Below are 26,013 nucleotides of genomic sequence, written 5' to 3' on the forward strand. Positions count from 1 at the left end.
GCGCTATGCATCCTCTCGGTCGGCCGGTCCGAAGACCTGGGCGGCCGGAGCGGGCTGCTTCGGCGTGTGTTTGGGAGCGAGCTCCGGATGGTGCAGGTCCAGGGCAGGCCGCTCGGAACGGATCCGAGGCAAGGAGGTGAAGTTGTGGCGCGGCGGCGGGCAGGAAGTCGCCCATTCCAATGACGCACCGAAACCCCAAGGATCGTCGACCTCGACCTTCTTGCCATTCCGCCAAGTGATGTACACGTTCCAGAAGAACGGAATCAGGGACGCGCCGAGCACGAACGAGGAGATAGTGGAGAACTGGTTCATCGCGGTGAAGTTGTCTTCAGGAAGGTAGTCCGCATACCGACGAGGCATTCCGATGACTCCGAGCCAGTGCTGGATCAGGAAGGTGCCGTGGAAGCCAAGGAACAGGAGCCAGAAGTGGATCTTGCCGAGGCGTTCGTTGAGCATCTTGCCTGTCCACTTCGGCCACCAGAAGTAGAAACCGGCGAACATCGCGAAGACCACGGTTCCGAAGACTACATAGTGGAAGTGCGCGACTACGAAGTAAGTGTCCGACACATGGAAGTCCAGCGGCGGTGACGCCAGAATGATACCGGTCAGGCCGCCGAAGAGGAAGGTGACCAGGAAGCCAATGCTCCAAAGCATTGGTGTCTCGAACGTGATCGATCCACGCCACATGGTGCCGATCCAGTTGAAGAATTTCACGCCGGTAGGCACTGCGATCAGCATGGTCATGAAGGCGAAGAACGGCAGCATGACCGAGCCGGTAACGTACATGTGGTGCGCCCAGACGGTAACAGACAAGGCAGCAATGGCAATTGTCGCGTACACCAAGCCCTTGTAACCGAAGATTGGTTTGCGGCTGAACACCGGGAAGATCTCGGAGACGATGCCGAAGAACGGCAGGGCGATGATGTAGACCTCTGGGTGTCCGAAGAACCAGAAAAGGTGCTGCCACAGAATGGCGCCGCCGTTCTCCGGGTTGAAGATGTGGGCCCCAAATCGTCGGTCCGCTCCCAACGCAAACAACGCGGCAGCCAGCGGGGGGAACGCCATCATCACGAGGATCGCGGTGACAAGCGTGTTCCAGGTGAAGATCGGCATACGCCACATGGTCATGCCCGGGGCACGCATGCAGACGATGGTGGTAATGAAGTTGACCGAGCCGAGAATGGTGCCGAAACCGGACAAAGCCAAGCCGAAGACCCAGAGGTCTCCGCCCACACCGGGCGAGAACGTTGTGCTGGACAGCGGCGCGTAGGCAAACCAGCCGAAGGACGCCGCACCCTGCGGGGTAATGAAACCAGCAACTGCGATGGTGCTGCCGAAAAGGAAGAACCAGAAGGCCAGGGCATTCAACCGCGGGAAGGCAACATCCGGTGCACCAATCTGAAGCGGCATGATCACGTTGGCAAAGCCGGCGAACAGCGGCGTTGCGAACATCAGCAGCATGACCGTGCCGTGCATGGTGAACAGCTGGTTGTACTGCTCCTTGGTTTGCAGGATCTGCATACCGGGTTCAAACAGCTCCGCACGGATGACCAGCGCCATCACGCCGCCGAGGCAGAAGAAAATGAACGACGCAATCAGGTACATGTACCCGATGGTCTTGTGGTCCGTCGAAGTGATCCAGTTGACGACGATGCGTCCCTTGGAGCGGGGAACGACGCGCGGCGCTACTGTCGTGCCGGTTTCATCGGCGGTGTACTCGTAAGTAGACACTAGTTTTCCCTGCCTTCCTTACTCAGCCGATTCGGCGTACGGGTTACGGTCATATTCCTCACCGATCTGACCGTCTTCAAGCTCGCTCATGCGCTGCTCGAATTCGGCCTCGGAGACGACCTCCACACGGAACAGCATTTCCGAATGGTATTCGCCGCAAAGCTCGGCGCACTTTCCATCAAAGACGCCTTCACGCTGAGGAGTCAACGTTATGTAGTTGGTCTTGCCCGGGATCATGTCCACCTTCTGCAGGAACGCAGGTACCCAGAAGGAGTGGATGACGTCGCGGGAGTTGAGCTGCAGCTCTACGCTCTGGTTCACCGGCAGGTAAAGAGTGGGCAGAGTCTCCGGGATACCCGTTTCGCCAGTCAGGTGTGCCTGAACGCCTGCGAGGTACTTGTCTTCCGTGACGTAGTTAAAGTCCCAGGACCACTGCTTACCGCGGATATCAATGATCTGGTCCGGGTTGTCGTCCCGGGCCGTGATGGCGCTCATGTCCTTTTCGGTGAAGTAGAACAGCACCATAACCATGACCAACGGTACAGCCGTATAGAAGATTTCCAACGGCAGGTTGTAGCTGATCTGGCGCGGATAGCCCGTCTCGTTCTTCCGGCGGCGGTACGCCACGATGCACCAGATAAGCAGGCCCCAAGTGATGACGCCGATGGCCAGTGCGGCAATCCAGGAGTTCACCCACAAATCGATGACCCGATCGGTGTGGTTGGTTGTACCCCGTTCAGTGGGCAACCATCCCAATCGGACTTCTTCTGAACATCCCGTCAACAACAGCGCGCCTACTACGCCAAGGCCCGTAGCCTTGGTGATCCTGGCGCGCCGACTGCCGGTTCGGTCGTGCGAACTCACAGACGGCCCTTCCTCTTGTTTCGTGCAAGTGATGCGCACGCGGCACGGAGATTTCCGCGCTGAGACCGCGCACGCATATTCAGTTTTACTACTCACTGTAGAGCTTACCCTCACCGATGACGTGGATGTGACAGATTGCCTCCGTGCGTCGGCGTCGGATACCTGCCCCCAGGCTGCCTACAGGGCCCGTTCTAGTGGAACGAGTCTCCACAGGCACAGGACCCACCAGCATTCGGGTTATCGATGGTAAAGCCCTGCTTGGAAATGGTGTCCTCGAAGTCGATCGAAGCACCGCTGAGGTAAGGAACACTCATCTTGTCCACGATGACCTCCACGCCGTCGAAGTCGCGCACTGCGTCCCCGTCCAGCATGCGCTCGTCGAAGTAGAGCTGGTAAATGAGCCCCGAACATCCGCCGGGCTGTACGGCAACGCGCAGACGAAGATCTGTGCGGCCCTCCTGTTCGAGCAGACTGCGGACCTTGCCGGCTGCAACGTCGCTTAGGGCAACCTCGTGCGTAGGCAGTTCAGCCTCGGTCTGGGTTGTGGTGTCGGTTGCAGTGCTGGTGGTTTCACTCATTGCTATTCCTTATCTTTGACTGGCCAGCAGGTGACCTGCTGCTATCACTCAGCGGTGCTCTGGCTCCCCTTCTATGTTACGACCCGGGCAGTTATTTCGGACAACCGGCCAATCTGCGGCCGTGATGTCGGCTTCCGCGAAGCGATCCGAACTGATTCATTGGCCAGCAACGTTTAGGCGTGCCAGCAGTAGCGCCTCGGCCAGCACCGCATTGCGGAAATCACCCAGATGGAGCGATTCGTTCGCGGAATGGGCGCGTGAATCGGGATCTTCGACGCCCGTAATCAGGATCTGCGCCTGCGGAAACAGCTCGGTCAGATCAGCGATGAATGGTATTGACCCTCCCATGCCCGCCTCGACGGGCTGTGTATTCCACGCTGTTCCAAGTGCCCAGAGCGCGGCTTGGGCAGCCGAGGCGTTTGTATCGGTGGCGAATGCGTTGCCTCGTTCGCCGGGTACAAAGGACACTTCAGCCCCGAAGGGAGCATGGTTGCCGATATGGGTGGCAATGGCTTCCATGGCTGCATCAGGATCCTGGCCAGGCGCCAGCCGCACACTGATTTTTGCGCGTGCAGAGGGCAAGAGAGTGTTGGAGCTCAATGCCACGCTCGGCACGTCCATGCCAATGACCGACAGCGCCGGCTTGTTCCAGAGCCGATCTGCGATGCTTCCTTTCCCAGCAAGCTGCACTGACTCCAGTACCGAACTGTCCCGACGGAAATCTTCCTCTGGATAGTCCACGGTCGCGGGCCCCGCGGAGACAAGTCCTTCGATGGCCACTTCACCGGCGTCGTCGTGGAACGTGGAAATGAGCCGGGCCATGAGCGTGGGCGCATCCAGCAAGGGTCCGCCGAACATGCCCGAGTGCACGGCGTGTTCCAGTGCCCGCAGTTCAATGACCCCGTCAACCAGCCCGCGCAGGCTTGTGGTGAGGGCAGGTACGCCTACCTTCCAGTTGGCTGAGTCGGCGACAATGATGATGTCCGCGCGGAGCAACTCCTGGTGTGTTTCCAGGAACGTGCGGAATGTCGGGGAACCTGCTTCTTCTTCCCCTTCGATAAAGAACGTCACTCCGACGCCGAAGTCCTCCCCCATTGTCGCCAGCAGCGCCTCCAAAGATGCGACATGAGCCATGATGCCGGCCTTATCATCGGCCGCTCCTCTGCCGAAGAGCCGCCCGTCCTTTTCGGTTGCGGCGAAGGGCTCAGTTTTCCAAAGCGCCACGTCACCCGGGGGCTGGACATCATGGTGCGCATACAAGAGGACGGTGGGCTTGCCGGGTGCCGCCGGCCGCCGCGCCACGACAGCGGGACCGCCTTCGGTCTCCCCGTTGGAAACGCTCAGGATCTGCACGTCACTCAAGCCCAGACCGCGTATCAGTTCGGCAACGGTTTCGGCGCTGGTTGCCAGTTCTGCCGGGTCGAATGCCTCCCAGGCGATGCCAGGTATGGCGACGAGTTCTTTCAAGGACGTAATGGTCTGGCCCATCCTGGCGTCGACTGCCTGTGCGAGGGTGTCTACGTCGACTGGCTGGGCGCGTGTTGCCGCCGGATGATGGCCGGAATCAGAAGGACTTGTCATACCGGCCACCCTACCCTCGGCCCCGGCACGGGCGGCAAGGACTGCAAGGTATTCTGTAGGGGTGTTTGGACGAAAAAAAGAGGCTCCCTCGCCCCAGGAAACCGTAGACCAGCAGGCCCAGGCCGTCCCTGAACGGGACCAGATGACGGGCAAAGGCGCGCCGACGCCCAAACGGAAGGCTCAGGAAGCCGCGCGCAAGCGTCCGCTCGTTCCGAACGACCGTAAGGCGGCACGGGCCGCCAGCCGGGATGCGCAGCGCGAAGAGCGGATCCGCATGCGCCAGGCCATGGACACCGGGGACGAGCGCCATCTGCCGTTCCGCGACAAGGGGCCGCAGAAGCGCTTCGTCCGCGACTTTGTTGACGCCCGTTGGGTCCTCGGCGAGTTCCTGATCGTGTTCGCACTGATCTTTGTTGTGCTCAGCTTCATCCGCGACCTGAACGTCCAGGCGATCATTCTGGTCGGTTTCTGGATTCTGCTTGCCTGCGTGGCGATTGATGCCTTCATCCTGGGACGCCAGCTCAAGAAGCGGTTGGTCGCTAAGTTCGGAGAGTCGGAACGCGGCGCCGTTTGGTACGGCGTGATGCGCGGACTGCAGTTGCGCCGGATGCGTCTGCCCAAGCCGCAGGTCAAGCGCGGCCAGTACCCCTCCTAAGCAACCCCAGTTAAACCATCGGGGGCCGGATCATGACGATCCGGCCCCCGATGGTTTAACCGCTCCAAAGTCAGACAGCGGCCGCCTTACGGCTGCGTGCCAGGTCGCGGTTGATGCGGGCGGCCCAGAACGGACCTTCATAAAGAAACGCGGTGTAGCCCTGGACCAGGCTGGCGCCGGCGTCCAGCCGCTCCTGCACATCTTCTGCCGTTTCGACTCCGCCGACGGCTACTAGCGTCAGCGAATCCCCGACGGCCGTACGCAGCCGTCGCAGCACTTCCAGGGAACGCTGCTTGAGCGGAGCGCCGGAAAGGCCGCCGGCGCCACAGGAGGCGACCTTGTCGGCGTCGGATTTCAAGCCCTCGCGCGAAATCGTGGTATTGGTGGCAATAATGCCGTCCAGTTTCAGCTCGAGAGCCAGGCGCGCCACGTCATCGATGTCTTCGTCGCTAAGATCGGGAGCGATCTTGACCAGCAGCGGCACATGCCTGCGTGCCACGGAATCAGCGGTCTCCCCTACCGCCTTCAGCAGCGGCCGCAAAGTATCAACGCTCTGCAGCAGCCGCAGCCCCGGGGTGTTGGGCGAACTGACGTTGACCACCAGATAATCGGCGTTGGGCGCGAGCAGACGGGTGCTCTTCAGATAATCCTCCACCGCGTCATCGAGTTCCACCGTCTTGGTTTTGCCGATATTGACGCCGATCACAGGACGGCTGGCGCCCAGGCGGTGCTGCAGCGACCGCTGTGCCGCGGAAATGCGCGGTCCAACTGCCGCTGCGCCGTCGTTGTTGAAGCCCATGCGGTTGATCACGGCCCGGTCCTCAACCAGCCGGAAGAGCCTCGGGCGAGGGTTGCCCGGCTGGGCCGAGCCTGTGATGGTGCCGACTTCAACGCAGCCGAAGCCCAGGTCGAACAGCGCTTCGATGCCGTGGCCTTCCTTATCAAAGCCCGCGGCCAGGCCGAAGGGCGACGGGAACGACAGGCCCAACGCCTGGGTCCGCAGCGAAGCATCGGGCGCGGTCAGGCGCCGCAGCAGGGAGCCGCCACCGGCCTTGTGGGCCAGACGGATCAGCCGGAAGCCGATGGTGTGGGCACGCTCGGGATCCATCCAGGAAAAGGCGGCACGAAAGAACAGGGGGTACAGGCGCATGATCCTAGTTTTACGGTAATTGCCCCGGCAACCAAACCAGCCGGGTGAAAGGCTTAGCATGAGTGCAAGAAGTGGAAGGAGCCGCATGCCAACGGTCTGGACCGAGGACATTCTCGGCGCGGGTTTTGAATCGGCGACTTTGGAGGTGCCGGCCGCTGACGGCGGCAGCCGGCGCGCAACGCTTGTCCGGCACTTGCCCGAGGCATCGGGCATACAGCCCGGTCCGCAGGCCGTGCTTTACCTGCACGGTTGGAGCGACTACTTCTTCAATGCCGAACTCGCCGCTTTCTGGCACCGGCAAGGCATTTCCTTCTACGCGCTGGACGTCCACAACCACGGGCGCAATCTGCGCACCGCTGAGCAGGAGGAGAACGACGACGGCGCTCCCGCCCCCGAAGATGCGGATCCCGGCGCCAGGACCATCGGCGCGGGCGACCTGGCCGGCTATGCCAGCGACCTTGCCGACTACGACGACGAAATAGCAGCCGCCATGGATGCGGTGCGGGAGGACACCGCGTCCCGGCTGGACCGGGAGCCTGGCGTGGTGAAGACCATCCTGATGGGCCATTCCACCGGCGGCCTGGTGGCAGCGTTGTGGACGGACCGCAATCCGGGCGCCGTGCATGCCCTGGTACTGAACAGCCCCTGGCTGGAAATGCACCGGAGTTCACTGGTACGCCGGGCTGCCGCCACCGTCATCGATCCGATTTCACGGATCAGGCCGGAAGCCGAAATCAGGCTCCCGGCCCGCGGTTTCTACTGGCGCAGCATCAGCAGCGAGGCGGAGGGCGAATGGGATCTGGACCCGAAGATGCGTCCGCAGTATGCATTTCCCGTCCGGGCCGGTTGGCTTAGCGCCATCTGGCAGGGACAGGCCGCCGTGGACAAGGGCCTCAGCATTGGCGTGCCCATCCTCGTGCTGACATCTGCCCGGAGCGTTTACGGCCCCTTATGGCATGAGGAAATGAAGTCCGCAGATGCCGTCCTTGATGTCGAGACGATGGCCGCCAGCGCCGTCAAGCTCGGTTCGAGCGTGACAGTCGAGCGGATCGATTCGGCCCTGCACGACGTTTTCCTCTCCAAATCCGAGGTCCGGGCAGACGCGTACCGCCGGCTTGAACGGTGGATCAAAGCCTACGTGCTGGGCAGCTAGCGCGCCGTCTGTCCCGCGGGCTTCGCCGCGTCCACTGCGCCACCGTAGCGGCGGTCCCGGCGGGCATAAATCTCGACAGCCTCCCAAAGCGTCCTCCGGTCCACGTCCGGCCACAGGGTGTCCATAAAGACCATTTCGGCGTAAGCGGATTGCCAGAGCATGAAATTGGAGAACCGCTGCTCGCCGGAAGTGCGCAGGAACAGATCCACATCGGGCAGGTCCGGTTCGTCCAAGTACCGCCCGATAGTCTTCTCCGAGACCGACGACGCCTTCAGCCGGCCGGCAGCAACGTCGGCCGCAATGGCTTTGGCTGCATCGGCGATTTCGGCGCGGCCACCATAGTTCACACACATGTTCAACGTGCAGGTACTGTTGCCGATTGTCTGCTGTTCGGCCACCTCGAGTTCGTTGACGACGGACTGCCAGAGCCGCGGCCGCCGGCCGGACCAGCGGATGCGGACGCCCCACTCGTCGAGCTGGTCCCGCTGGCGGCGCAGCACGTCTTTACTGAACCCCATCAGGAAACGGACTTCGTCCGGGGAGCGCTTCCAGTTCTCCGTCGAAAAAGCATAGACGCTGACGTACTTCACACCGATCTCGATGGCGCCCGCCAAGACGTCGAGCAGTGCTGCTTCACCCGCCCGGTGGCCTTCCGTGCGGGGCAGTCCCCGTTGGTTCGCCCAGCGGCCGTTTCCATCCATCACGATCGCCACGTGTTCGGGTACGAATGTTGCCGGGACCGCCGGCGGCGTGGCGCCCGACGGGTGCGGATCGGGCCTGCGCGGGGTTTTGGGACTCACACTCTCTCCACGTGTTTGAGGGATTTCAGGGATCGTTCCAGGTGCCATTGCAAATAGGCGGCGACCAGCCCAGCCGCCTCGTTCCTGGCCCCGGTAACGGAGCTGTCTGCCGCTGGCCAGTCGGCGCTTAGCAAAGCGGCCAGCAACGTCATCGTAGCCGGGGCGGGCGACGCCGAACCCGGAGGCCGGCAGCCATGGCACACCGCACCGCCCAGCGGCGCCGAAAAGGCACTGTGCGGTCCTGGCTCTCCGCAACGCGCGCAGTCAGTAAAACTCGGAGCCCAACCAGCCGTGGCGAGGGCCCGCAGCAAGTAAGAATCCAGGATCAGTTCGGGTGCATGGACGTTGCGGCTGAGCGCCGACAACGCCCCGATGACGAGCGCATAGTGCGCGGAGGTGGACTCGCCGTCGATATCGGTCAATTTCTCGGCAGTCTCGCAGATAACGGCTGCCGAAGTGTACTTTCGATAGTCGGCGGCAATGTCCCGGCCGTACGGTCCCAGCATCTGGGCCTGCGTCACGATGTCGAGATTCCGTCCCTTCACCAATTGCAGGTCCGTCACCATGAAAGGCTCCAGCATCGCACCGAATTTGCTGCTCGTGCGGCGCACCCCCTTGGCAACCGCCCGGACCTGGCCATGACGTTTGGTGAGGAGGATAATGATGCGGTCTGCCTCGCCGAGCTTGTGCGTACGCAGGATCACGCCTTCGTCCCGATAGGTGCGGGAGGCAAAGGATCTGTTGGACACGTAGCTATTGTCCCACCGGCGGACCCGGCTCCGCACAACAGCGCGGAGCCGGGTCGGCCCGGCGAACCTGTTGCATCATTCTCGGCTGGCGCGTGTCAGCTTGCGACGGCGGGGGAAGTAGCCGCGGCGTCGCGCACAGCGCGGTTCACCGCCGAGATCACGGCCTTCAGCGAAGCCATCGTAGTATTCGTGTCGATACCGACGCCCCACAGCACGCGTTCCCCCACGGCACATTCCACATAGGCCGCGGCCCGTGCATTGCCGCCTTCGGAGAGCGCATGTTCGGTGTAGTCCAGGACCCGCACGTCCACACCGTCCTGGCCGAAGATGTCCAGCAGGGCCGCGATCGGGCCGTTTCCTTCCCCGCTGCGGCGATGCTGCACGCCGTCGATGACCATCGTCGCCGTCAGGTGCGTCGAGCCGTCCTCGGCCGTGTCCGTCTTGACCGACCCGAGCGAGTACCGGCCCCAGACGCGCTCCGGTGTCGGCAGGTATTCGTCGTTGAAGATCTCCCACAGCTGCGCCCCGCTCACTTCGCCGCCGACAGTATCGGTGCGCCGCTGGATGACGCCGGAGAATTCGATCTGGGCACGCCGGGGCAGGTCCAGGCTGTGTTCGTTCTTGAGGAGGTACGCCACTCCGCCCTTACCCGACTGGGAGTTGACGCGGATGACTGCCTCGTAGCTGCGGCCCAGGTCCTTCGGATCAACCGGCAGGTAGGGAACGGCCCAGGGGATCTCGTCAACCGTCTTTTCGACGGCAGCGGCATCCTTCTCCATGGCTTCGAAGCCCTTCTTGATGGCGTCCTGGTGGGAGCCGGAGAACGCCGTGAAGACGAGGTCGCCGCCGTAGGGCGAACGTTCGGGCACCGGCAACTGATTGCAGTACTCCACCGTGCGGCGGATCTCGTCGATATTCGAGAAGTCGATCATCGGGTCGATGCCCTGGCTGAACAGGTTCAGGCCGAGTGTCACCAGATCCACGTTGCCGGTCCGCTCTCCGTTGCCGAACAGGCAGCCTTCGATGCGATCCGCACCGGCCAGGTAACCCAGTTCGGCGGCGGCCACGCCCGTCCCCCGGTCATTGTGCGGGTGCAGCGAAAGAATGACGTTTTCGCGGTTGTTCAGGTTCCGGGACATCCATTCGATGGAATCGGCGTAAACGTTGGGGGTGGCCATTTCGACAGTGGCCGGCAGATTCAGGATGACATTGCGGTCCGGCGACATTTCGAAAACATCGGTGACGGCGTTGCAGATCCGTGCCGCGAACTCGAGCTCGGTGCCCGTGTAGGACTCCGGCGAGTACTCGTAGGTCACCTCGGTGCCCTTCAGGCCCTCTTCGTACTTCCGGCACAGCCGTGCGCCCTGCAAAGCAATATCGACGATGCCGTCCATGTCCTGGTTGAAGACCACGCGGCGCTGCAAGACGGAAGTGGAGTTGTAGAGGTGGACGATGGCGCGGTCTGCGCCTTCCAGGGACTGGTACGTCCGCTCGATCAGGTGTTCGCGGGACTGGGTCAGCACCTGGATGGTCACGTCGTCCGGGATCCGGTCGCCCTCGATCAACTGGCGGACAAAGTCGAAGTCGAGCTGGGAGGCGGAGGGGAATCCTACTTCGATTTCCTTGTAACCCATGCGCACCAGCAGGTCAAACATCTTGTGCTTGCGTTCGGGGCTCATCGGGTCGATCAGGGCCTGGTTGCCATCGCGCAGGTCCACGGCGCACCAACGCGGGGCGGTGGTGATCAGCTTGTCCGGCCAGGTGCGGTCCGGCAGTTCAACGGTGATCTGGTCCTGGAAGGGAACGTACTTATGGATGGGCATTCCGGAGGGCTTCTGTGCGTTACGCATGTTCGTTGGCCTTTTCTTCAGAGTTCTTTTTGAGATTTTGGCCGGGCAACACGAACTCCGCAGCGAGGGTTCGGCCTGTCAAACAGAAGTTCGCGTGGCCTCGCCGCGGCAGCTAAGAAGAAGCAGATCTGCGCGCACAATTTCACATTAGCACGGTGCGTAGGATGAAGGGGAAACCGTGTCAGCGGTCCGTTACGAAAGGAAGTTTGCCTTGGTCCACTCCGGCATTGCCCTGACCCACGTTGATCCCGCGGTCCGTCCGCAGGACGACCTATTCCGGCACGTTAACGGGAAATGGCTCTCGGAGACAGTCATCCGGGCGGACCGGCCATTGGAAGGTTCGTTCACCGCCCTGCGGGACGCCTCGGAAGCCGCCGTGCGCGAGATTGTGGAAGAGTCCGCGGCCAGCCCTGATCCGCAGTCACCGGCCGGCAAGATCGGCCTGCTCTATTCCGGATTTATGGATACCGACACCATTGAGTCGAAGAAGTTCGCGCCGGTCCAACCGCAACTCGACGCTATAGACGCCGTCTCGGACCGGGACGGGCTGCTGGCACTACTGCCGGAATTCACCCGCAACGGCGCCGCCTTCCCGCTGGCATTCTTCGTTAACAACGACGCCGGTGATCCCACCCGCTATCTCGTCTACCTCTATCAGTCGGGATTGGGGCTGCCGGACGAGGCCTACTACCGCGACGCGGATTTTGCCGACATCCGTACCGCTTACCACGCCTACGCCGTCCGTTTGCTGCAACTGGCCGGGTTCGATGCCGGCGAAGCGGACGAGGCGATCTCGCTTGAGCACAAGCTGGCGGCCGGGCACATGGACAAGGTCTCCTGCCGGGATCCGCAAAAGACATACAACCCTCGCACCGTAGGCGAGCTCTCCGAATCCCTGCCTTGGATCCGGCCGTGGCTTGCCGGCCTGGGCGCGGAGGGCAAGGACGTGAGCGAGGTCGTGGTCTGCCAGCCGGATTTCGTGAAGACCCTTGGCAGCCTGCTCGAAGATGAGCCCCTGGAAGTCTGGAAATCCTGGTTCCGGCTGCAGGCACTGACCGCGGCGGCACCCTACCTGCACGCGGAAGCGGTAGACACCCACTTCAGTTTCTACGGCAAGACGCTGAGCGGCATTCCGGAACTGAAGGAGCGCTGGAGGCGGGGTGTGGCGTTTGTGGAAGGCGCTCTAGGAGAAGCCATCGGCCGCGAATACGTGGACCGGCATTTCCCACCAGCGCACAAGCAGCGGATGGAAGAACTGGTCGGGAATCTGATCGAGGCGTACCAGCAAAGCATCACCTCGCTGTCCTGGCTCAGTGCCGAGACGATTGAGCGCGCCCTGGAGAAGCTTGCGGCCTTCCGGACGAAAATTGGCTACCCGACCAAATGGATCGACTACTCCGGATTCGCGGCCGGCAAGGACGTGTGGCAGAACGTGCTGGAGGCGAATGCCTTCGAAGTCCGCCGCAACCTGGCCAAACTGGAAGGCCCGATCGACGCGGAAGAGTGGCATATGACACCACAGACGGTCAATGCATACTACATGCCGACGATGAACGAGATCGTGTTCCCGGCGGCCATCCTCCAGCCGCCGTTCTTCGATGCGGATGCAGACATGGCGGCCAACTACGGGGCAATCGGCGCCGTCATCGGCCACGAAATCGGCCACGGGTTCGACGACATGGGTTCGCAGTACGACGGTACTGGCGCGCTGCGCAACTGGTGGACTGACGGTGACCGGAAAGCTTTTGAGCAGCTCACTTCCCGTCTGGTGGACCAGTTCTCGGTCCTGAGCCCCGAAGAAGCCCCCGGCAGTACCGTCAACGGCGAACTGACACTGGGCGAAAACATCGGTGATCTCGGTGGTCTGATCATTGCCTTCAAGGCGTACCGGCTGAGCCTTAACGGGGAGCCGACGCCCGAGATTGACGGTCTCTCCGGTGACCAGAGGTTCTTCTATTCGTGGGCTGAATGCTGGCGCCAGAAGATCAGGCCGGAAGAATCAGTACGGCGGTTGACCATCGATCCGCATTCACCGAACGAATTCCGTTGCAACCAGATCGTGCGCAACATGGTGGAGTTCCATGACGCCTTCTCGGTCAGCGAGGGCGACGGGCTATGGCTGGCTCCATCGGAGCGGGTACGGATCTGGTAACCCCTGTGTCTCGTTAAATGCTGTGGGACCTGCCTTCCGGCAGGTCCCACAGCATTTAATATGCGTTGGTGCAATAGCCGCTTGCACCTACATCTAGAAACCGCCGGAGCCCTGACAGGTAACCTGGTCGGCAGTCTGTCCGGTGAAGTTGCCGCTCACTCCCCCGGTCGGATCCAGTTTTTCACCGGTGGTGAAGTCCTTCCCGACAGAAACGGTGACGCCGTAACGGGTCTCGGACGACAGGACGTTGGCCTTGGGCACGTTCAGCTCCTCCGCCAGGGCACGCGCTACGTCCTCGAAGCCGGCTGAATAGAAGATCTGGGTGGCTGGGCTGGTGCTCTCGGCCCCTGCCACGGTCTCAGCCGGAGCGCTAAGCAGATATCCCAGCAACTGCAGCTGTTCAACGACCTCCTCGCTGCGGCCTTCGGCGCCGGATCCATTGAGGACCTGCACAGGCTGCACCGATGGGTCGAACGAGAGCGTCTCTTCCGGTTCAGGCTCGGCCGTCTCCGACGGCTCTTCGGTCTCCTCTGGCGCCTCGGTGGGCGAAGCGGAAGGCTCGGGCTTGGAACCAGCGGTTACGTCGCCGTCGTTCCTCAGAATTTCGAACAGCTTCTGGCCTTCTACTTCGTCCATGACCAGGCGGTTCGGATTCGGCTCATACAGCGACGTAGGCAGCGAGACGAAAGCGACTTTGCCCAGGTCGACATTCTTGAGGCGGTCTGCCAGGGCCAGCAGCTTGGTGATTTCGGTCAGGCCTTCGTCGACCGTGAGGTTCCTTGCCACGGCGTCGGCGATGTTGTAGAGCCGGGGTACGTTCGTAAGTGTGCCCTCGGACATGATCTTACGGGCCATCGAGGCCAGAAAGCTCTGCTGTGCGCGAATGCGGCCGCGGTCTCCGCCGTCTCCGAACGCGTGGCGCGTCCGCAGGAACGCCAGCGCTTGCTCGCCCTGCACGGAACTAACGCCGGCGGGCAGCACCAGGTTGGAATAGGTGTCGTTGATCGGCTCATTGACGCAAACTTCGACGCCGCCGATGACTTCGGAGAGCTCCTTGACGGCGTTGAAGTCCGCCATCATGAAATGGTCTATTTCCATCCCGGTCAGCTCATTGACGGCCGCCACCGTGCAGCCGGGGCCGCCATAGCTCAAGGCGGTGTTCAGCTGGGCGAACTCTTGTGCGGGATACACCTGCCCGGTTTGGGGATCTTCGCAGGTGGGAATGTCGGTCAGCAAGTCCCGCGGCAGGCTGACCACGGTCACCCGCTCCCGGTCCGCGGAAAGGTTCATCAGCATCATGACATCGGAGTTGCCTTTGCCGTCCGACGAGGGATCCTTGCCGTAGGCGCCGCCCGTATTGTCGCGGGAATCGGTGCCGAGAATGAGGATCTGGACCGGGTCGGTGCTCAGATCCACCGGCAGGCCGGTTGCACCGGTGCCCAGGTTCAGCGGTTCGGCGGTAAGGCTTGCGCGCAGGCCCATGACCTTGACAACGACGACGCCGATTCCTGCGATCAAAGCGCAGGCCAGAACCACCGCAACGATTTTCAGCCAACCCATGCGCTTGGAGGAGCGCAGATGCCGGGCGGTATCGCGCCGTGGCTGGGGCGCTTGCCCCCCACGCACAGGCTGGCCCGGAGCACCGCCTTCTTGGAACAGTGGATCATCACTGGAACTGCCGCGACGACCCACGGATGTTCCCCCTCACTACGATTAAGTCAATAGATTTCTACATATTTTACGGGCAGACGTGGTGGAAAGTTCCCTGCGACTGCTAGAAGCCGAGCCGTACCAGCTGTTTCGGGTCCCGTTGCCAGTCCTTGGCGATTTTCACATGAAGATCAAGGTATACCCGAGTACCCAGCAGTGCCTCGATGCCACGCCGTGCCTTGGTGCCGACATCCCGCAGCCGTGCGCCGCCCTTGCCGATGATGATGGCTTTCTGGCTTGAACGTTCGACGAAAAGATTGACCCGGACGTCCAGCAACGGATTGTCCTCACTGCGCCCCTCGCGCGGAACGATCTCTTCCACCACCACGGCCAAAGAGTGCGGCAGCTCGTCCCGCACGCCCTCCAAAGCGGCCTCGCGGATCAGCTCGGCGACCATGACGGCCTCCGGCTCATCAGTCAACTCACCGCTCGGATACAGCGGAGGGGACAGCGGCATGCGCGAAATCAGCACATCGGTAACCGTGCCGACCTGAAAACCATCGGCTGCCGAGACGGGAACGACATCGGCAAAACCATCCGGAAAGACCTCGGCCCCCAGCGCGGTGACGGCCAGCAGCTGCTCCGCCAACGCAGCCCGGTCCACCAGATCGGTCTTGGTGACCAGCGCGATGACCGGTTTGTTCGCCAGCGCGGCCAGCTGGTTGGCGATGAAGCGGTCCCCGGGACCGATTTTTTCATTTGCGGGGAGGCAGAAGCCAATCGCATCTACCTCGGAGAGCGTGTCGGCAACCAGATCATTCAGACGCTGTCCCAGGAGCGTCCGCGGTCGGTGCAGGCCCGGGGTATCCACCAGCACCAGCTGGGCATCCTCGCGGTGTACGATACCGCGGATGGTGTGCCGGGTTGTCTGCGGCTTGGCCGAGGTGATGGCCACTTTCTGTCCGACCAATGCGTTGGTCAATGTCGACTTGCCGGCGTTCGGCCGCCCCACGAGCGAGACAAAACCGGCACGGTAGTTCTCCGGCCAGCCTTCGGTCGCCATGGCAACTACTTTGCCTTTGTTTGGACTCATCGTTCTGTCTCCGATTCCGCACCTGCGGGTGCCTGGCTGGCGGCAGCGGCGCCGTTGTCGGCAGCCGCTGAATTCTCTTGGTCTGTGGGCGGTTGGAACCATACAAGGACATGCGAGACGCGGTTCCGCCTGCCCTCAAGCCTTTCGGCATACAGGTGGAGACCATCGATCTCCACCTGGCTGCCGACGATGGGGACCCGTCCCAGGGTTTTGGCCAGCAAACCGCCGACCGTGTCGACTTCCTCGTCGTCCAGATCCAGATCGAAGAGTTCGCCGACGTCGTCAATGCTGGTGCGTGCGCTGATCAAGTATCGCCCGTCCGGCTGCGGCTCGATTTCGGGACTCTCGGAATCATACTCGTCGACAATTTCGCCGACGATTTCCTCAATCAAGTCTTCCAAAGTGACCAGACCGGCAGTGCCCCCGTATTCGTCGATGACGATGGCCACATGGGTGGACTCACGCTGCAGCTCCTTGAGCAGGTCGCTGACCGCCTTGGACTCCGGCACATACCGCACATCACGGGAAGCCTCATCAACCATGGTCGACGTCGCCGAGCCGGGCCTCGAATGTAGCCGGGCGGCTACGTCCTTCAAATAGAGGATACCGCGCACTTGATCCGCATTCTCGCCGATGACCGGAATGCGTGAATAGCCCGAACGCAAGAACAAGGACATCGCCTGCTGCAGCGTCGAACCGGAATCGATAGTGAGCATGTCGGTGCGCGGCACCATCACTGCGCGGACCTTTGTATCGCCGAGATCGAAGACCGAGTGGATGAGTTCCGCTTCCGCGTCTTCGATCATTTCCGCTTCGCTGGCACGGTCCACAAGGTCGCGGAACTCCTCCTCCGAGAAGAAGGCGGCATCTGCCCGCGGGGCGTTCGGCGCGATTGCGCTGCCCAGGCGCACCAGCCAGCCGGGTACCGGTCCGAGAATCCCGCACAGAAAGCGTATGGCGGGAGCCGTTGCCTTAACAACGGCAGGAGCGTGGAGGCGGCCAAACTGGCGGGGCGAAACACCCACCAGCACGAATCCCACCGCCGCCATGGTCACTGTGGCGAGCAGCCCCGCCAGCCAGATGTTGTCCAGCAGGTCGTGGAAAACCAGGGCGACCGCTACGGCGCCCGCCATTTCAAACCAGACGCGCCAGAACCGCAGGGCGTGGATGTGGGCTACCGGCGCTTGGAGCACCATAGCCAACGTCCGTACGCGCCCGTTGGCCAGAAGCTGTTCGGCTTCCTGCCGCGGTAGATAGGTAAACGCTGCCTCAGCGGCCGTAAGTACTGCCGCGAAGAGCGTGAAGGCCAGCGCCATGCCGGCCAGGGAACCAATGATCAACGCGTGGTCTCCGTGGGCGCTTCCTTGCCTAGGAACGCAGCCAGCAGTTGGCGTTGGAGGGAGAACATTTCCTGCTCCTCCTCCGGCTCGGCGTGGTCGTAGCCGAGCAGGTGAAGAAGGCCATGCGTGGCCAGCAGCAGCATCTCGTCGCCAATACTGTGGCCGGCCTTTTTGGCCTGCTCATCCGCGACTTGTGGGCAGATGACTATGTCGCCAAGGACCCCGGCGGGACTGGGCTGCGCCGCCGTGCCCGGCCGTAGCTCGTCCATGGGAAAGGACAGCACATCCGTGGGCCCCGGTTCGTCCATCCACTCAATGTGGAGCCGCTCCATGGCGTCCGTGTCGACCAGGATGATGGAGAGTTCGGCTTCCGGGTGCACATAAAGGCTTTCGAGCACAAAGCGGCCGAGGCGGGCCAAGCCGGCTTCGTCGGCGTCGTACTCTGTTTCGTTGTTGACTTCGATTGCCACGTGCTAGCTCTCCTGTTCCGTCCGCCGCCGCCGGGCTGTCGAGGGCTTGCGGCGCTCGTCGTCCCAGCGGCCGTAGGCGGTGACGATGTCGCTGACCAGCCGGTGCCGAACCACATCCGAGGCCTCCAGCATGGAGAAATTGACGTCATCCACGCCCTGCAGGATCTCGCTGACGATCTTGAGTCCGGAGCTCGTGCCGCCCGGAAGGTCGATCTGCGTGACATCTCCTGTTACTACCATTTTCGAGCCGAAGCCGAGCCGGGTCAGGAACATCTTCATCTGTTCCGGTGTGGTGTTCTGCGCTTCGTCCAGAATGATGAACGCGTCATTGAGGGTCCGTCCGCGCATGTAGGCCAAAGGGGCGACCTCAATGGTGCCCGCTGCCATCAAACGTGGAATGGAATCCGGATCCATCATGTCGTGCAGGGCATCGTAGAGCGGACGCAGGTAGGGGTCGATCTTGTCACTGAGCGTGCCGGGCAGGAAGCCAAGCCGCTCCCCTGCTTCAACGGCCGGACGCGTCAGGATGATCCTGTTGACTTCCTTGTGCTGCAGGGCCTGGACCGCTTTGGCCATGGCCAGATACGTCTTGCCCGTTCCGGCCGGGCCGATGCCGAAGACAACCGTGTTGTTGTCGATGGCGTCCACGTAGTTCTTCTGATTCAGCGTCTTCGGGCGGATGGTCCTTCCACGCGAGGAAAGAATGTTCAGCGTCAGCACTTCGGCGGGCCTGGCAACTGATTGCTCGCTGAGCATGCGCAGCAGCTGCGCGACGACCTCCGGCGAAACGCGCGTGTCATTCGCGGCCAGCGTGCGGATCTCCTCCAGCAGGCGTTCCGTACGGTCGACGGCGGCAGGCGGACCGGAGATGGAGAGTTCGTTGCCGCGTACATGCAGATTCACGTCGCTGAACTCGGATTCTATGAGCCGGAGCACCTCATCCTGGGCTCCGAGTGCCTTGACCATATGTTCCGACGATTCAAAGTGGATGGAACGGTTACTGGATCCGAGCGGATCCACATCCAGACGTGTTTCCGACATAAAGCGGCCGGCAGGCCTTCCATCTCCCCTTAGCTAGTAGGACTGTTGTGTGGGATTGCTGTACATCTCAATGCTACGGCAACGGCCGGATGTCGTTCCCGAAATCCATGCATGACCGGTAGATATCGATCCTGTCTCAATCGTGCATCAGTCCGGTTGAGAGACGGGCCAACCGCGCGTTTGGATGCGGTCAGTATGCCAAGCTGGTTTTTCAGGTACCGACAGGTGCGCCATCAGACTTCCAATCGCGTTCGGGACGCAGCCATGAGTTGAGGAGGAATCCGGTCATTTCCACAGAGCAGCACCACCGGCCGCACCACGCAGCCCCGCGCCGATTCCGCGCGTGGCTGGCAGTGTTGACCCTTGGCTCCATGGTCATGATTGGTTGTACGCCTTCCGGAAACGGACCCAACGGCCAGACTTCCATGCCGGCCGGCAGCGGCCAGCCGACTATCCAGAGCAGTCCCCTGGTGACCAGCGCCCCGGTTGAAACATTGCAAAGTACCGCTCTGTCCCCGGTCTACTGGCTGGGCACGAATGCCGACACCGTGTTCCTCTACCGCGAGTTCCGCGAAGCGGAGGACCTCGGTGATCCGATCACTAGTGCCGTCAGCGCGCTCACCAAGCTGCAGCCGCTGGACCCGGACTATTTCAATCCCTGGCAGCCAGCGTCCAAGGTCGGTGCCTCCATCACCAATGGATCCGTCATTACGCTGGACATCTCCTCCGACGCCTTTAAGTCCGATGTGGACGCTGGAATTGCGGAACGAGCTGTGCAGCAGTTGGTCTACACTGCCACCGCGGCAGCTGCTAATGCGGGTTTGAGTACGGCGGAAAACCCGCTCGACGTCGTCATCCTGGTTGACGGACACTCCGGCTACAAGGCATTCGGCCATGTGGAGCTCGGCGAGCCGATGTCCCGCGACGCTAAACTCAGTGCACCGATCTGGGTCATAGATCCGCAGCACGGGGCTGCCACTGAAGGACGGGTGGAAGTCTATGGGCGCGGTGTTGCCTTTGAGTCCCAGTTGTCCTGGCGCATTTCGCGGCTGGAGTCGGCGGAAGACACCGGTGAAGGAAACATCGTCGAAGAGGGTACGGTGCAGGTTGACTCAGCTGCGGGTGAAACCGGTGAGTTCCGGTTCAGCCAGGATCTGGATCCTGGAACATACCGGGTTACGGTCTTCCACCAGGACATGAGCGGCCGAACCGAAGAGCCTCAGAATGCGGACAGCAAGGTTTTCACGGTCAGGTAGGCGGGCGGACCACGTTCAGTTCCAGCGGCCCAGCCGCTCGCTGAGCAGCGCGACGGCGGCCGGCCCGGCAGTTGAGGATCTGAGCACATGCGGGGCCAGGATCACCGGCACCGCCCCCGCCTCACGCATCTGCTCAACCTCGCGGGGACTCATGCCGCCCTCGGGCCCAACGATCATGAGAATGCCCTGCTCCAGGTCTGCTTCCGATTCCAACCCACTTCTTTGAACCGCTTCAGCCAGCGACAGCCGGGCCTCCTCATGGAGGATCAGCGCCAACCGGCTCTCGCCGATACGCGCACAGAGCGATTTCAAGTCGACCAGCGGCGCCACGTCAGGAACGGTGGCGCGGCGCGCTTGCTTCGCGGCGGACCTGACCGTCGATTCCCACTTCGCCATCCCCTTGGCAGCCTTGGCGTCGCGCCAGCGGACAATGCTCCGTTCGGCCTGCCAGGGAACTACCTCGTCCACGCCCAATTCCGTGGCAGCTTCGATCGCAAGTTCGTCACGGTCGCCCTTGGCCAACGCCTGGACGAGCGTCAACCGGAAGGGTGCCGGCGGCTCCGGGGCAACGGTCTCGACGGAGACGGTGAGGCTCTCCGTCCCCGTCGAGACGACTGTTCCGGAAAGCCGCATGCCCCGCCCGTCCACGACGTCCACGCTCTCGCCGGGGCTCAGGCGTTTAACGGCCACAGCATGCCTGGCTTCGGCACCGGTCAGGACAAATTCCTCACCGGATGCCACTGCCGCCAGCGCTCCAGGTTCGGTGAAGAATACTGGATTAGTCACTATTAGAGATTGCCGAGCTTGTCCCGCAGGCGGGCAAACACGCCGCTGCCGCTGCCTGCAAGCTTGCCCTCGGTGAACTGCTCGTCGCGCGATGCTGCGAGCTGGCGCAGCAGTTCCTCCTGCTCGGAATCGAGTCTGGTTGGCGTTTCCACGTGCACATGGACCTTCAGATCGCCGCGGCCGTAGCCCCGCAGATGCGTCACGCCAAGCCCCTTGAGGGTGATGACCTCGCCGGCCTGGGTACCGGGCTTGATGTTCAGCGACTGCGTCCCGTCGAACGTGTCCATGTCCACATCGGTACCGAGGGCCGCAGCCGTCATGGGTACCGCCATCGTCACATGAAGGTCGTCGCCCTCGCGGATGAAGTTCTTGTCCGGGGCAACACGAATCTCAACGTAGAGGTCGCCCTGGGGGCCGCCTGCCGTCCCTGATTCGCCCTGCCCGGCCAGCTGGATCCGGGTGCCTGTTCCGACACCCGCGGGAATTTTGATGGTCAGCGAACGGCGGCTGCGGATGCGGCCCTCGCCATTACATTCGTTGCACGGGTCGGGAATGACCGTGCCGAAGCCCTGGCAGCTTCCGCAGGGAGCGGCGGTCATAACCTGCCCCAGAATGGAGCGCACGGCACGCTGTACCTGGCCCGAACCGCCGCAGATGTCGCAGGTCCTCGGACTGGTGCCGGGACGGCAGCAGCTGCCGTCGCAGGTGGGGCAAACGACGGCGGTGTCCACTTCGATCTTCTTGTTGACGCCGAACACGGCATCCTTGAGATCGATGCGGACATTGATCAATGCGTCCTGGCCGCGGCGCGTGCGCGAAGGCGGTCCAGCCGTGCCCTGCCCACCGAAGAAGGTTTCGAAAATGTCCTGGAAGGCGAACCCAGCACCCGAATAGCCGCCGCCGAAGCCGCTGTCCGTGCCGTTCTCATTGCCTGTGGTGTCATATACCCGCCGCTTCTGCGGATCCGACAGCACCTCGTAGGCATGGCTGACCTGCTTGAACTGTTCCGCAGCCTCCGGCCCGGTGTTCACATCAGGATGGAGCTTGCGGGCCAGTTTCCGATAGGCCTTCTTGATTTCCTCAGCAGTGGCATCGCGGCTGACACCGAGTACGTCGTAGTGGTTGCTCACCTTGTATTACTTCTCTTCCTGGGAATCGGTTGCGGACAGCGGCTCCCGCTGCCCATGTGCTGCTGGTTGGCCGGCTGCCTATCCGGCAAGAATGCGTGACAAATAGCGGGCTACGGCCCGCACGGCGGCCATAGTCGTCGGATAATCCATCCGGGTTGGACCGAGGATGCCCAGCTTGGCGGAGGAACCCGGACCATAGCCGGTTGCGACCACGGATGTTTCCGCCAGCGAGCCGTACGGGTTCTCATGCCCAATGCGTACGGAAATTCCGCGGGCGTCCTGCTGCATCTCCGACAGCAGGCGAAGCAGGACCACCTGTTCCTCGAGTGCTTCGAGAATGGGGCCGATACTCAATGGGAAATCCATCGTGGAACGGGCCAGGTTTGCTGTACCCGCCATGAGGATACGCTCTTCCTGTGTGGCTGCAGCAAGACTTTCCAAGGCCGCTGAAAGCGGTGGCACAATAGCCTCCGTGCCCGGCCTGGCATCTTTCAGACCATTCCGGAGCAGCCCGCCCACCGAGTCCAGGGGGTGCCCGGCCAATTCGGAGAGATAGGCCGACCGGAGATCGGATAACTCTTCATCCGTTACGGGATCCGGCAGGGAAATGACACGCTGCTCAACTTTCCCGTTATCAGCAATCAGGACGACGAGGACCTGTTGCGGTGCGAGCAGGACAAACTCAATGTGCCTGGTGCAGGCCCGTCCCAACCGCGGATACTGGATCACTGCTACCTGATTGGTCAGCTGCGATAACAACCTCACGGTGCGGTCCATGACATCGTCCAGGTCGCCCGCGCTTTCGAGCAGCGCTTGAATGGCACGGCGCTCAGCGGACGAGAGCGGCTTCACATCCGAAATCCGGTCCACGAAGAGCCGATAGCCCTTGTCCGTGGGAATACGGCCGGCGCTAGTGTGCGGAGCGACGATCAGGCCTTCTTCTTCCAGAGCAGCCATATCGTTGCGGATAGTGGCCGAGGAAACGCCTAAATGGTGGCGATCAACGAGTGCTTTGGACCCCACCGGTTCACGTGAATGCACGTAATCTTCCACGATAGCGCGCAGCACCTCAAGCCGACGGCCTTCGCTCACTGGGCACCTCCTGATTTCGTACGGCTGCAGTAGACATGCCGGTTAGCACTCAACACGTCCAAGTGCTAAGTCTAATACCTTTGGCACGTTGTTAGCATTGTCAGGTTGCCATGCACCTATCGGCGGCTCCGCTGATCGACTGCAGCTACCCGAAAGCTGCATGACCGAAGGACTACAACCAATGAGCAGCTACGGCTGGGGACCACAGGATCTATCCGCTCCGAAGCCGCGTCAGCTTCGCAAAGTCGGGGCCGACCCGGGACTGGTACTGGAGGATGTCGAAAGCGGCTGGGTAGGCGCGGTAGTGCGCGTGGAGAAGTCCGGCGGAGTCCATCTCGTGTCGCTGGAGGACAGGCGGGGCAAGAAACGTTCCTTTCCCTTGGGCTTCGGCTTTCTGCTGGAGGGTGAACCCGTGGAGGTTGTTCCTGCCATGGCTGCGGCCGCCGTCGTACGTCCGCAGCGGACGGCGTCGGGGTCCGTCCGGGTAGAAGGACTTCGCGCGCAGGTTGCCAAGGCCAGCCGGATCTGGGTCGAAGGCAAGCACGATGCGGAGCTCGTCGAGAAGGTGTGGGGCCACGATCTTCGGGTCGAAGGGATAGTCGTCGAGCCGCTCCACGGTGTCGATGACCTAGCTTCGGCGGTAACCGCGTTCAATCCGGGGCCGCAGCGAAAGCTGGGCATTCTGGTAGACCATCTGCTGCCCGACACCAAGGAGTGGCGTATTGCCCAGGCCGCCATGGCAGTTCCGTCTGCGCGCAACAACGTGCTGATTGTCGGCCACCCGTACGTGGACGTGTGGCAGGCCATTAAGCCGGCCGTCATCGGACTGGAAAAATGGCCGGTGGTTCCGCGCGGAACCGATTGGAAAACCGGAATCCTCGACGGCCTTGGGTGGCCCAACAAAACCCAGATCGACATCGCGGACGGGTGGAAGCGCCTGCTTGGCAGCGTTAACACCTACGCGGACTTGGAACCGTCCCTGCTGGGACGCGTTGAAGAAGTCATCGATTTCCTCACGGCCTGAGGAATGCGCATGGCGGCAACCCCATTCTGCGCCGGAAGATTGACCCCAGTCCGCTGTTTACCGATCATTGCGGCTAATCTTAGTTTCGTAGGTAAATAGCCATTAGAACGACAACGAATTCTCCTGAGGTAGGTCCTGTGTCAGACAACCCCGCGCGCAAGAAGCAACCGGATCGTCAACCGGCTCCGCGGACGCAGTATGAAAGCGCCTCTTCCTCAGCCCTGCCGCTGACACCGTCCGAAGACCGTCAGTGGGCCACTCTGGCTCATTTCGGCGGCATCCTGGGCTGCTTCCCTTCGCTGGTCATCTACCTGATCTTCAAGGACCGCGGGCCCTTCACCGCCCAGGAGTCGAAGGAAGCGCTGAACTTCACGCTTCCGCCAACCATCGTCGCTGTTATTGCCAACATCCTGATTCTGGTGCCTGTGATCAGCGGCTTCTTTGCCGTCATTGCAGCGGCAATCTGGGTCTTCCTCACGGTGTTCTCCGTGATGGCGGGTATCGCAGTCAACCGCGGCCGTCCCTACCGCTACTCGTTGAATCTGCGCCTGCTCCACTAGGCCGGCAGGCGGAGGCGCACCGGATGGGGCTAATCCAACCTGGGTCTGTCAGTCTTCCAGCAGGCGGCGGACCACGGCGTCGGCCAGCAGCCTGCCCTGCAGGGTCAGCCGAACGGTGCCGGCGAAAGCTGCGGGTCCGTCCACCAGCCCGTCTGCGATTAGACCGGCTACCGCTTTCCGTCCATTTGGACCCAGTTCCTGTGTCCGCAGACCGTCGATGATGCGGGTCTGGAGCATCACATGTTCCAGTTGGCGGGTGGCTGCGTCAAGGGTTTCCCGTCCCGCCGCTGGCGAGACTCCCGTTGACAGACGTTGGCCGTAGGCAGCCGGATGCTTCACGTTCCACCAGCGGACCCCGCCCATGTGGGAGTGGGCCCCGGGGCCGGCACCCCACCAGTCGTCGCCACGCCAGTAAGAGAGATTGTGCCGGCATCGGTCGGCTTCGGTGCGGGCCCAGTTGCTGACCTCGTACCAACCGTAGCCTGCAGCCGCCAACCGCCCCTCGGCGAGTTCATATTTGGTGGCGTGATCGTCGTCGTCAATTCCGGGTACTTCGCCGCGGCGGATCTGGGCGGCAAGCTTGGTGCCCTCCTCCACAATCAGGGCATAGGCCGAAATATGATCCGGTCCGCAGGCGATGGCAGCGTCCAGGCTGGCTTCCCAGTCGGCAACCGACTCCCCCGGGGTGCCATAGATCAGGTCCAGGCTGACGTGCAGCCCGGCTTCGCGCGCCCAGCGGACCGCCTGCGGAACGCGTTCCGGATTGTGGGTACGGTCAAGCACCTTGAGTACGTGGGGCACTGCGGACTGCATCCCGAACGAAACCCGGGTGAATCCCGCCGCAGCAAGGATCTGCAGCGACTCCGGCGTGACGGAGTCCGGATTGGCCTCCGTGGTGACTTCGGCCTCCGGTGCCAGGCCCCACAATTCAGTCGCCCGGCCCAGAATGGCCGCCAAGTCCGACGCCGGCAGCAAAGTAGGAGTACCACCGCCGAAAAAGACCGTCGACAGCGGGCGCCGGGGCAGCCCGGATGCGGGCAGCACCTTGGCCGCCAGCTCGAGTTCGGCGTTGAGGGTACCGGCGTATTCATCCTGCGACGCACCTGAGCCGAGCTCCTTGGCAGTGTACGTATTGAAGTCGCAGTACCCGCAACGCACCGAGCAGAATGGAATGTGGACGTAGAGACAGAAGTCCCTGTCCTGTGCGCCGGCAGCGGCCTGTGGCGGCAGCAAGCCATCGGCCGGTGCCGGGTCTCCCAGCGGCAGGACGCTAGGCACAGGTGACCGCCGTCGTCGTTGTCTTGATCA

General features: G+C 62.3%; 23 protein-coding genes. 6 read left to right on the forward strand and 17 right to left on the reverse strand.

Features of this window, described 5'->3' with window-relative positions:
- Window positions 1–3: 3 nt before the first annotated feature.
- From ctaD to AC20117_RS18840, 4 genes are all read right to left on the reverse strand, one after another.
- On the reverse strand, window positions 4–1,731 hold the full coding sequence (ctaD, locus tag AC20117_RS18825; protein ID WP_074702336.1) for an aa3-type cytochrome oxidase subunit I: 1,728 nt from the start codon (window positions 1,729–1,731) through the stop codon (window positions 4–6).
- An 18-nt stretch (window positions 1,732–1,749) separates the two neighbouring features.
- Complete coding sequence (ctaC, locus tag AC20117_RS18830) at window positions 1,750–2,595, reverse strand: aa3-type cytochrome oxidase subunit II (RefSeq protein ID WP_074702335.1); 846 nt, start codon at window positions 2,593–2,595, stop codon at window positions 1,750–1,752.
- Window positions 2,596–2,786: 191 nt separating this feature from the next.
- The gene (locus AC20117_RS18835) at window positions 2,787–3,173 is read right to left on the reverse strand and encodes a HesB/IscA family protein (RefSeq protein ID WP_074702333.1); all 387 of its coding nucleotides are present in this window, start codon (window positions 3,171–3,173) and stop codon (window positions 2,787–2,789) included.
- 156 nt (window positions 3,174–3,329) lie between these two features.
- The gene (locus tag AC20117_RS18840; protein WP_101632645.1) at window positions 3,330–4,754 is read right to left on the reverse strand and encodes a dipeptidase; all 1,425 of its coding nucleotides are present in this window, start codon (window positions 4,752–4,754) and stop codon (window positions 3,330–3,332) included.
- 61 nt (window positions 4,755–4,815) lie between these two features.
- Between AC20117_RS18840 and AC20117_RS18845 the strand changes: the two genes are divergently transcribed.
- Complete coding sequence (locus AC20117_RS18845; RefSeq protein ID WP_074702331.1) at window positions 4,816–5,409, forward strand: DUF3043 domain-containing protein; 594 nt, start codon at window positions 4,816–4,818, stop codon at window positions 5,407–5,409.
- A gap of 70 nt (window positions 5,410–5,479) precedes the next feature.
- Here the strand turns inward: AC20117_RS18845 and AC20117_RS18850 are convergent, their stop codons facing one another.
- Window positions 5,480–6,559, reverse strand: coding sequence for a quinone-dependent dihydroorotate dehydrogenase (locus AC20117_RS18850; protein WP_074702329.1), 1,080 nt, complete (start codon window positions 6,557–6,559; stop codon window positions 5,480–5,482).
- A gap of 85 nt (window positions 6,560–6,644) precedes the next feature.
- On the opposite strand from AC20117_RS18850, the gene AC20117_RS18855 reads away from it, so the two are divergent.
- Entirely contained in the window at window positions 6,645–7,712 is a 1,068-nt protein-coding gene (locus tag AC20117_RS18855) for an alpha/beta hydrolase (RefSeq protein ID WP_074702328.1), read from the forward strand.
- Here AC20117_RS18855 and AC20117_RS18860 read toward each other — a convergent pair.
- From AC20117_RS18860 to leuA, 3 genes are all read right to left on the reverse strand, one after another.
- Window positions 7,709–8,512 carry an isoprenyl transferase gene (locus AC20117_RS18860; protein WP_236777372.1) on the reverse strand — a complete coding sequence of 268 codons (804 nt, stop codon included), beginning with the start codon at window positions 8,510–8,512 and terminating at the stop codon, window positions 7,709–7,711. The genes AC20117_RS18855 and AC20117_RS18860 overlap by 4 nt on opposite strands.
- Complete coding sequence (gene recO, locus AC20117_RS18865) at window positions 8,509–9,261, reverse strand: DNA repair protein RecO (protein WP_074702323.1); 753 nt, start codon at window positions 9,259–9,261, stop codon at window positions 8,509–8,511. Before recO ends, AC20117_RS18860 begins: the two co-directional genes overlap by 4 nt.
- 95 nt (window positions 9,262–9,356) lie before the next feature.
- Window positions 9,357–11,111, reverse strand: a complete 1,755-nt coding sequence (leuA, locus tag AC20117_RS18870) for a 2-isopropylmalate synthase (RefSeq protein ID WP_074702321.1) — start codon at window positions 11,109–11,111, stop codon at window positions 9,357–9,359.
- A 178-nt stretch (window positions 11,112–11,289) separates the two neighbouring features.
- On the opposite strand from leuA, the gene AC20117_RS18875 reads away from it, so the two are divergent.
- Entirely contained in the window at window positions 11,290–13,263 is a 1,974-nt protein-coding gene (locus AC20117_RS18875) for a M13 family metallopeptidase (protein ID WP_418202226.1), read from the forward strand.
- A gap of 93 nt (window positions 13,264–13,356) precedes the next feature.
- On the opposite strand, the gene AC20117_RS18880 is transcribed toward AC20117_RS18875, so the two are convergent.
- From AC20117_RS18880 to AC20117_RS18900, 5 genes are all read right to left on the reverse strand, one after another.
- Window positions 13,357–14,823: an LCP family protein gene (locus AC20117_RS18880; RefSeq protein WP_236777373.1), complete on the reverse strand. Its 1,467-nt coding sequence runs from the start codon at window positions 14,821–14,823 to the stop codon at window positions 13,357–13,359.
- 214 nt (window positions 14,824–15,037) lie between these two features.
- Window positions 15,038–16,006 (reverse strand): GTPase Era, encoded by a 969-nt coding sequence (era, locus tag AC20117_RS18885; protein ID WP_074702315.1) that lies wholly within the window; start codon window positions 16,004–16,006, stop codon window positions 15,038–15,040.
- Window positions 16,003–17,322, reverse strand: coding sequence for a hemolysin family protein (locus AC20117_RS18890; RefSeq protein WP_083340010.1), 1,320 nt, complete (start codon window positions 17,320–17,322; stop codon window positions 16,003–16,005). The genes era and AC20117_RS18890 overlap by 4 nt, the downstream gene beginning before the upstream one ends.
- Window positions 17,323–17,342: 20 nt before the next feature.
- Window positions 17,343–17,816, reverse strand: a complete 474-nt coding sequence (ybeY, locus tag AC20117_RS18895) for an rRNA maturation RNase YbeY (RefSeq protein ID WP_074702311.1) — start codon at window positions 17,814–17,816, stop codon at window positions 17,343–17,345.
- A 3-nt stretch (window positions 17,817–17,819) separates the two neighbouring features.
- A complete protein-coding gene (locus AC20117_RS18900; protein WP_074702309.1) occupies window positions 17,820–18,857 on the reverse strand; it encodes a PhoH family protein in 1,038 nt (345 codons plus the stop codon).
- Window positions 18,858–19,228: 371 nt separating this feature from the next.
- Here AC20117_RS18900 and AC20117_RS18905 point away from each other — a divergent pair, with 371 nt between their 5' ends.
- Window positions 19,229–20,113 carry a Gmad2 immunoglobulin-like domain-containing protein gene (locus AC20117_RS18905; RefSeq protein ID WP_074702307.1) on the forward strand — a complete coding sequence of 295 codons (885 nt, stop codon included), beginning with the start codon at window positions 19,229–19,231 and terminating at the stop codon, window positions 20,111–20,113.
- Between the two features lie 15 nt (window positions 20,114–20,128).
- Here AC20117_RS18905 and AC20117_RS18910 read toward each other — a convergent pair whose 3' ends face one another.
- From AC20117_RS18910 to hrcA, 3 genes are all read right to left on the reverse strand, one after another.
- Window positions 20,129–20,899 carry a 16S rRNA (uracil(1498)-N(3))-methyltransferase gene (locus AC20117_RS18910; protein WP_074702305.1) on the reverse strand — a complete coding sequence of 257 codons (771 nt, stop codon included), beginning with the start codon at window positions 20,897–20,899 and terminating at the stop codon, window positions 20,129–20,131.
- Window positions 20,900–20,901: 2 nt separating this feature from the next.
- Window positions 20,902–22,029 carry a molecular chaperone DnaJ gene (gene dnaJ / locus AC20117_RS18915; protein ID WP_074702303.1) on the reverse strand — a complete coding sequence of 376 codons (1,128 nt, stop codon included), beginning with the start codon at window positions 22,027–22,029 and terminating at the stop codon, window positions 20,902–20,904.
- A 78-nt stretch (window positions 22,030–22,107) separates the two neighbouring features.
- On the reverse strand, window positions 22,108–23,121 hold the full coding sequence (gene hrcA, locus AC20117_RS18920; protein WP_074702301.1) for a heat-inducible transcriptional repressor HrcA: 1,014 nt from the start codon (window positions 23,119–23,121) through the stop codon (window positions 22,108–22,110).
- 181 nt (window positions 23,122–23,302) lie between these two features.
- Between hrcA and AC20117_RS18925 the strand changes: the two genes are divergently transcribed.
- Window positions 23,303–24,145, forward strand: a complete 843-nt coding sequence (locus AC20117_RS18925; RefSeq protein WP_074702299.1) for a DUF3097 domain-containing protein — start codon at window positions 23,303–23,305, stop codon at window positions 24,143–24,145.
- Between the two features lie 137 nt (window positions 24,146–24,282).
- Window positions 24,283–24,705 carry a DUF4870 domain-containing protein gene (locus AC20117_RS18930; protein WP_074702298.1) on the forward strand — a complete coding sequence of 141 codons (423 nt, stop codon included), beginning with the start codon at window positions 24,283–24,285 and terminating at the stop codon, window positions 24,703–24,705.
- A 48-nt stretch (window positions 24,706–24,753) separates the two neighbouring features.
- Here the strand turns inward: AC20117_RS18930 and hemW are convergent, their stop codons facing one another.
- The gene (gene hemW / locus AC20117_RS18935) at window positions 24,754–25,983 is read right to left on the reverse strand and encodes a radical SAM family heme chaperone HemW (RefSeq protein WP_074702296.1); all 1,230 of its coding nucleotides are present in this window, start codon (window positions 25,981–25,983) and stop codon (window positions 24,754–24,756) included.
- Window positions 25,984–26,013 lie beyond the last annotated feature (30 nt).

Source organism: Arthrobacter crystallopoietes, assembly GCF_002849715.1.
Lineage (GTDB): Bacteria > Actinomycetota > Actinomycetes > Actinomycetales > Micrococcaceae > Crystallibacter > Crystallibacter crystallopoietes.

Excerpts from the sequence above, each read along its gene's own strand:
- AC20117_RS18835 (WP_074702333.1), bottom strand. The coding sequence starts at position 3,173 with ATGAGTGAAACCACCAGCACTGCAACCGACACCACAACCCAGACCGAG.
- AC20117_RS18840 (WP_101632645.1), bottom strand. The coding sequence starts at position 4,754 with ATGACAAGTCCTTCTGATTCCGGCCATCATCCGGCGGCAACACGCGCC.
- AC20117_RS18850 (WP_074702329.1), bottom strand. The coding sequence starts at position 6,559 with ATGCGCCTGTACCCCCTGTTCTTTCGTGCCGCCTTTTCCTGGATGGAT.
- AC20117_RS18855 (WP_074702328.1), top strand. The coding sequence starts at position 6,645 with ATGCCAACGGTCTGGACCGAGGACATTCTCGGCGCGGGTTTTGAATCG.
- leuA (WP_074702321.1), bottom strand. The coding sequence starts at position 11,111 with ATGCGTAACGCACAGAAGCCCTCCGGAATGCCCATCCATAAGTACGTT.
- AC20117_RS18880 (WP_236777373.1), bottom strand. The coding sequence starts at position 14,823 with ATGGGTTGGCTGAAAATCGTTGCGGTGGTTCTGGCCTGCGCTTTGATC.
- era (WP_074702315.1), bottom strand. The coding sequence starts at position 16,006 with ATGAGTCCAAACAAAGGCAAAGTAGTTGCCATGGCGACCGAAGGCTGG.
- AC20117_RS18890 (WP_083340010.1), bottom strand. The coding sequence starts at position 17,322 with ATGGCGCTGGCCTTCACGCTCTTCGCGGCAGTACTTACGGCCGCTGAG.
- AC20117_RS18900 (WP_074702309.1), bottom strand. The coding sequence starts at position 18,857 with ATGTCGGAAACACGTCTGGATGTGGATCCGCTCGGATCCAGTAACCGT.
- AC20117_RS18905 (WP_074702307.1), top strand. The coding sequence starts at position 19,229 with ATGGTCATGATTGGTTGTACGCCTTCCGGAAACGGACCCAACGGCCAG.
- AC20117_RS18925 (WP_074702299.1), top strand. The coding sequence starts at position 23,303 with ATGAGCAGCTACGGCTGGGGACCACAGGATCTATCCGCTCCGAAGCCG.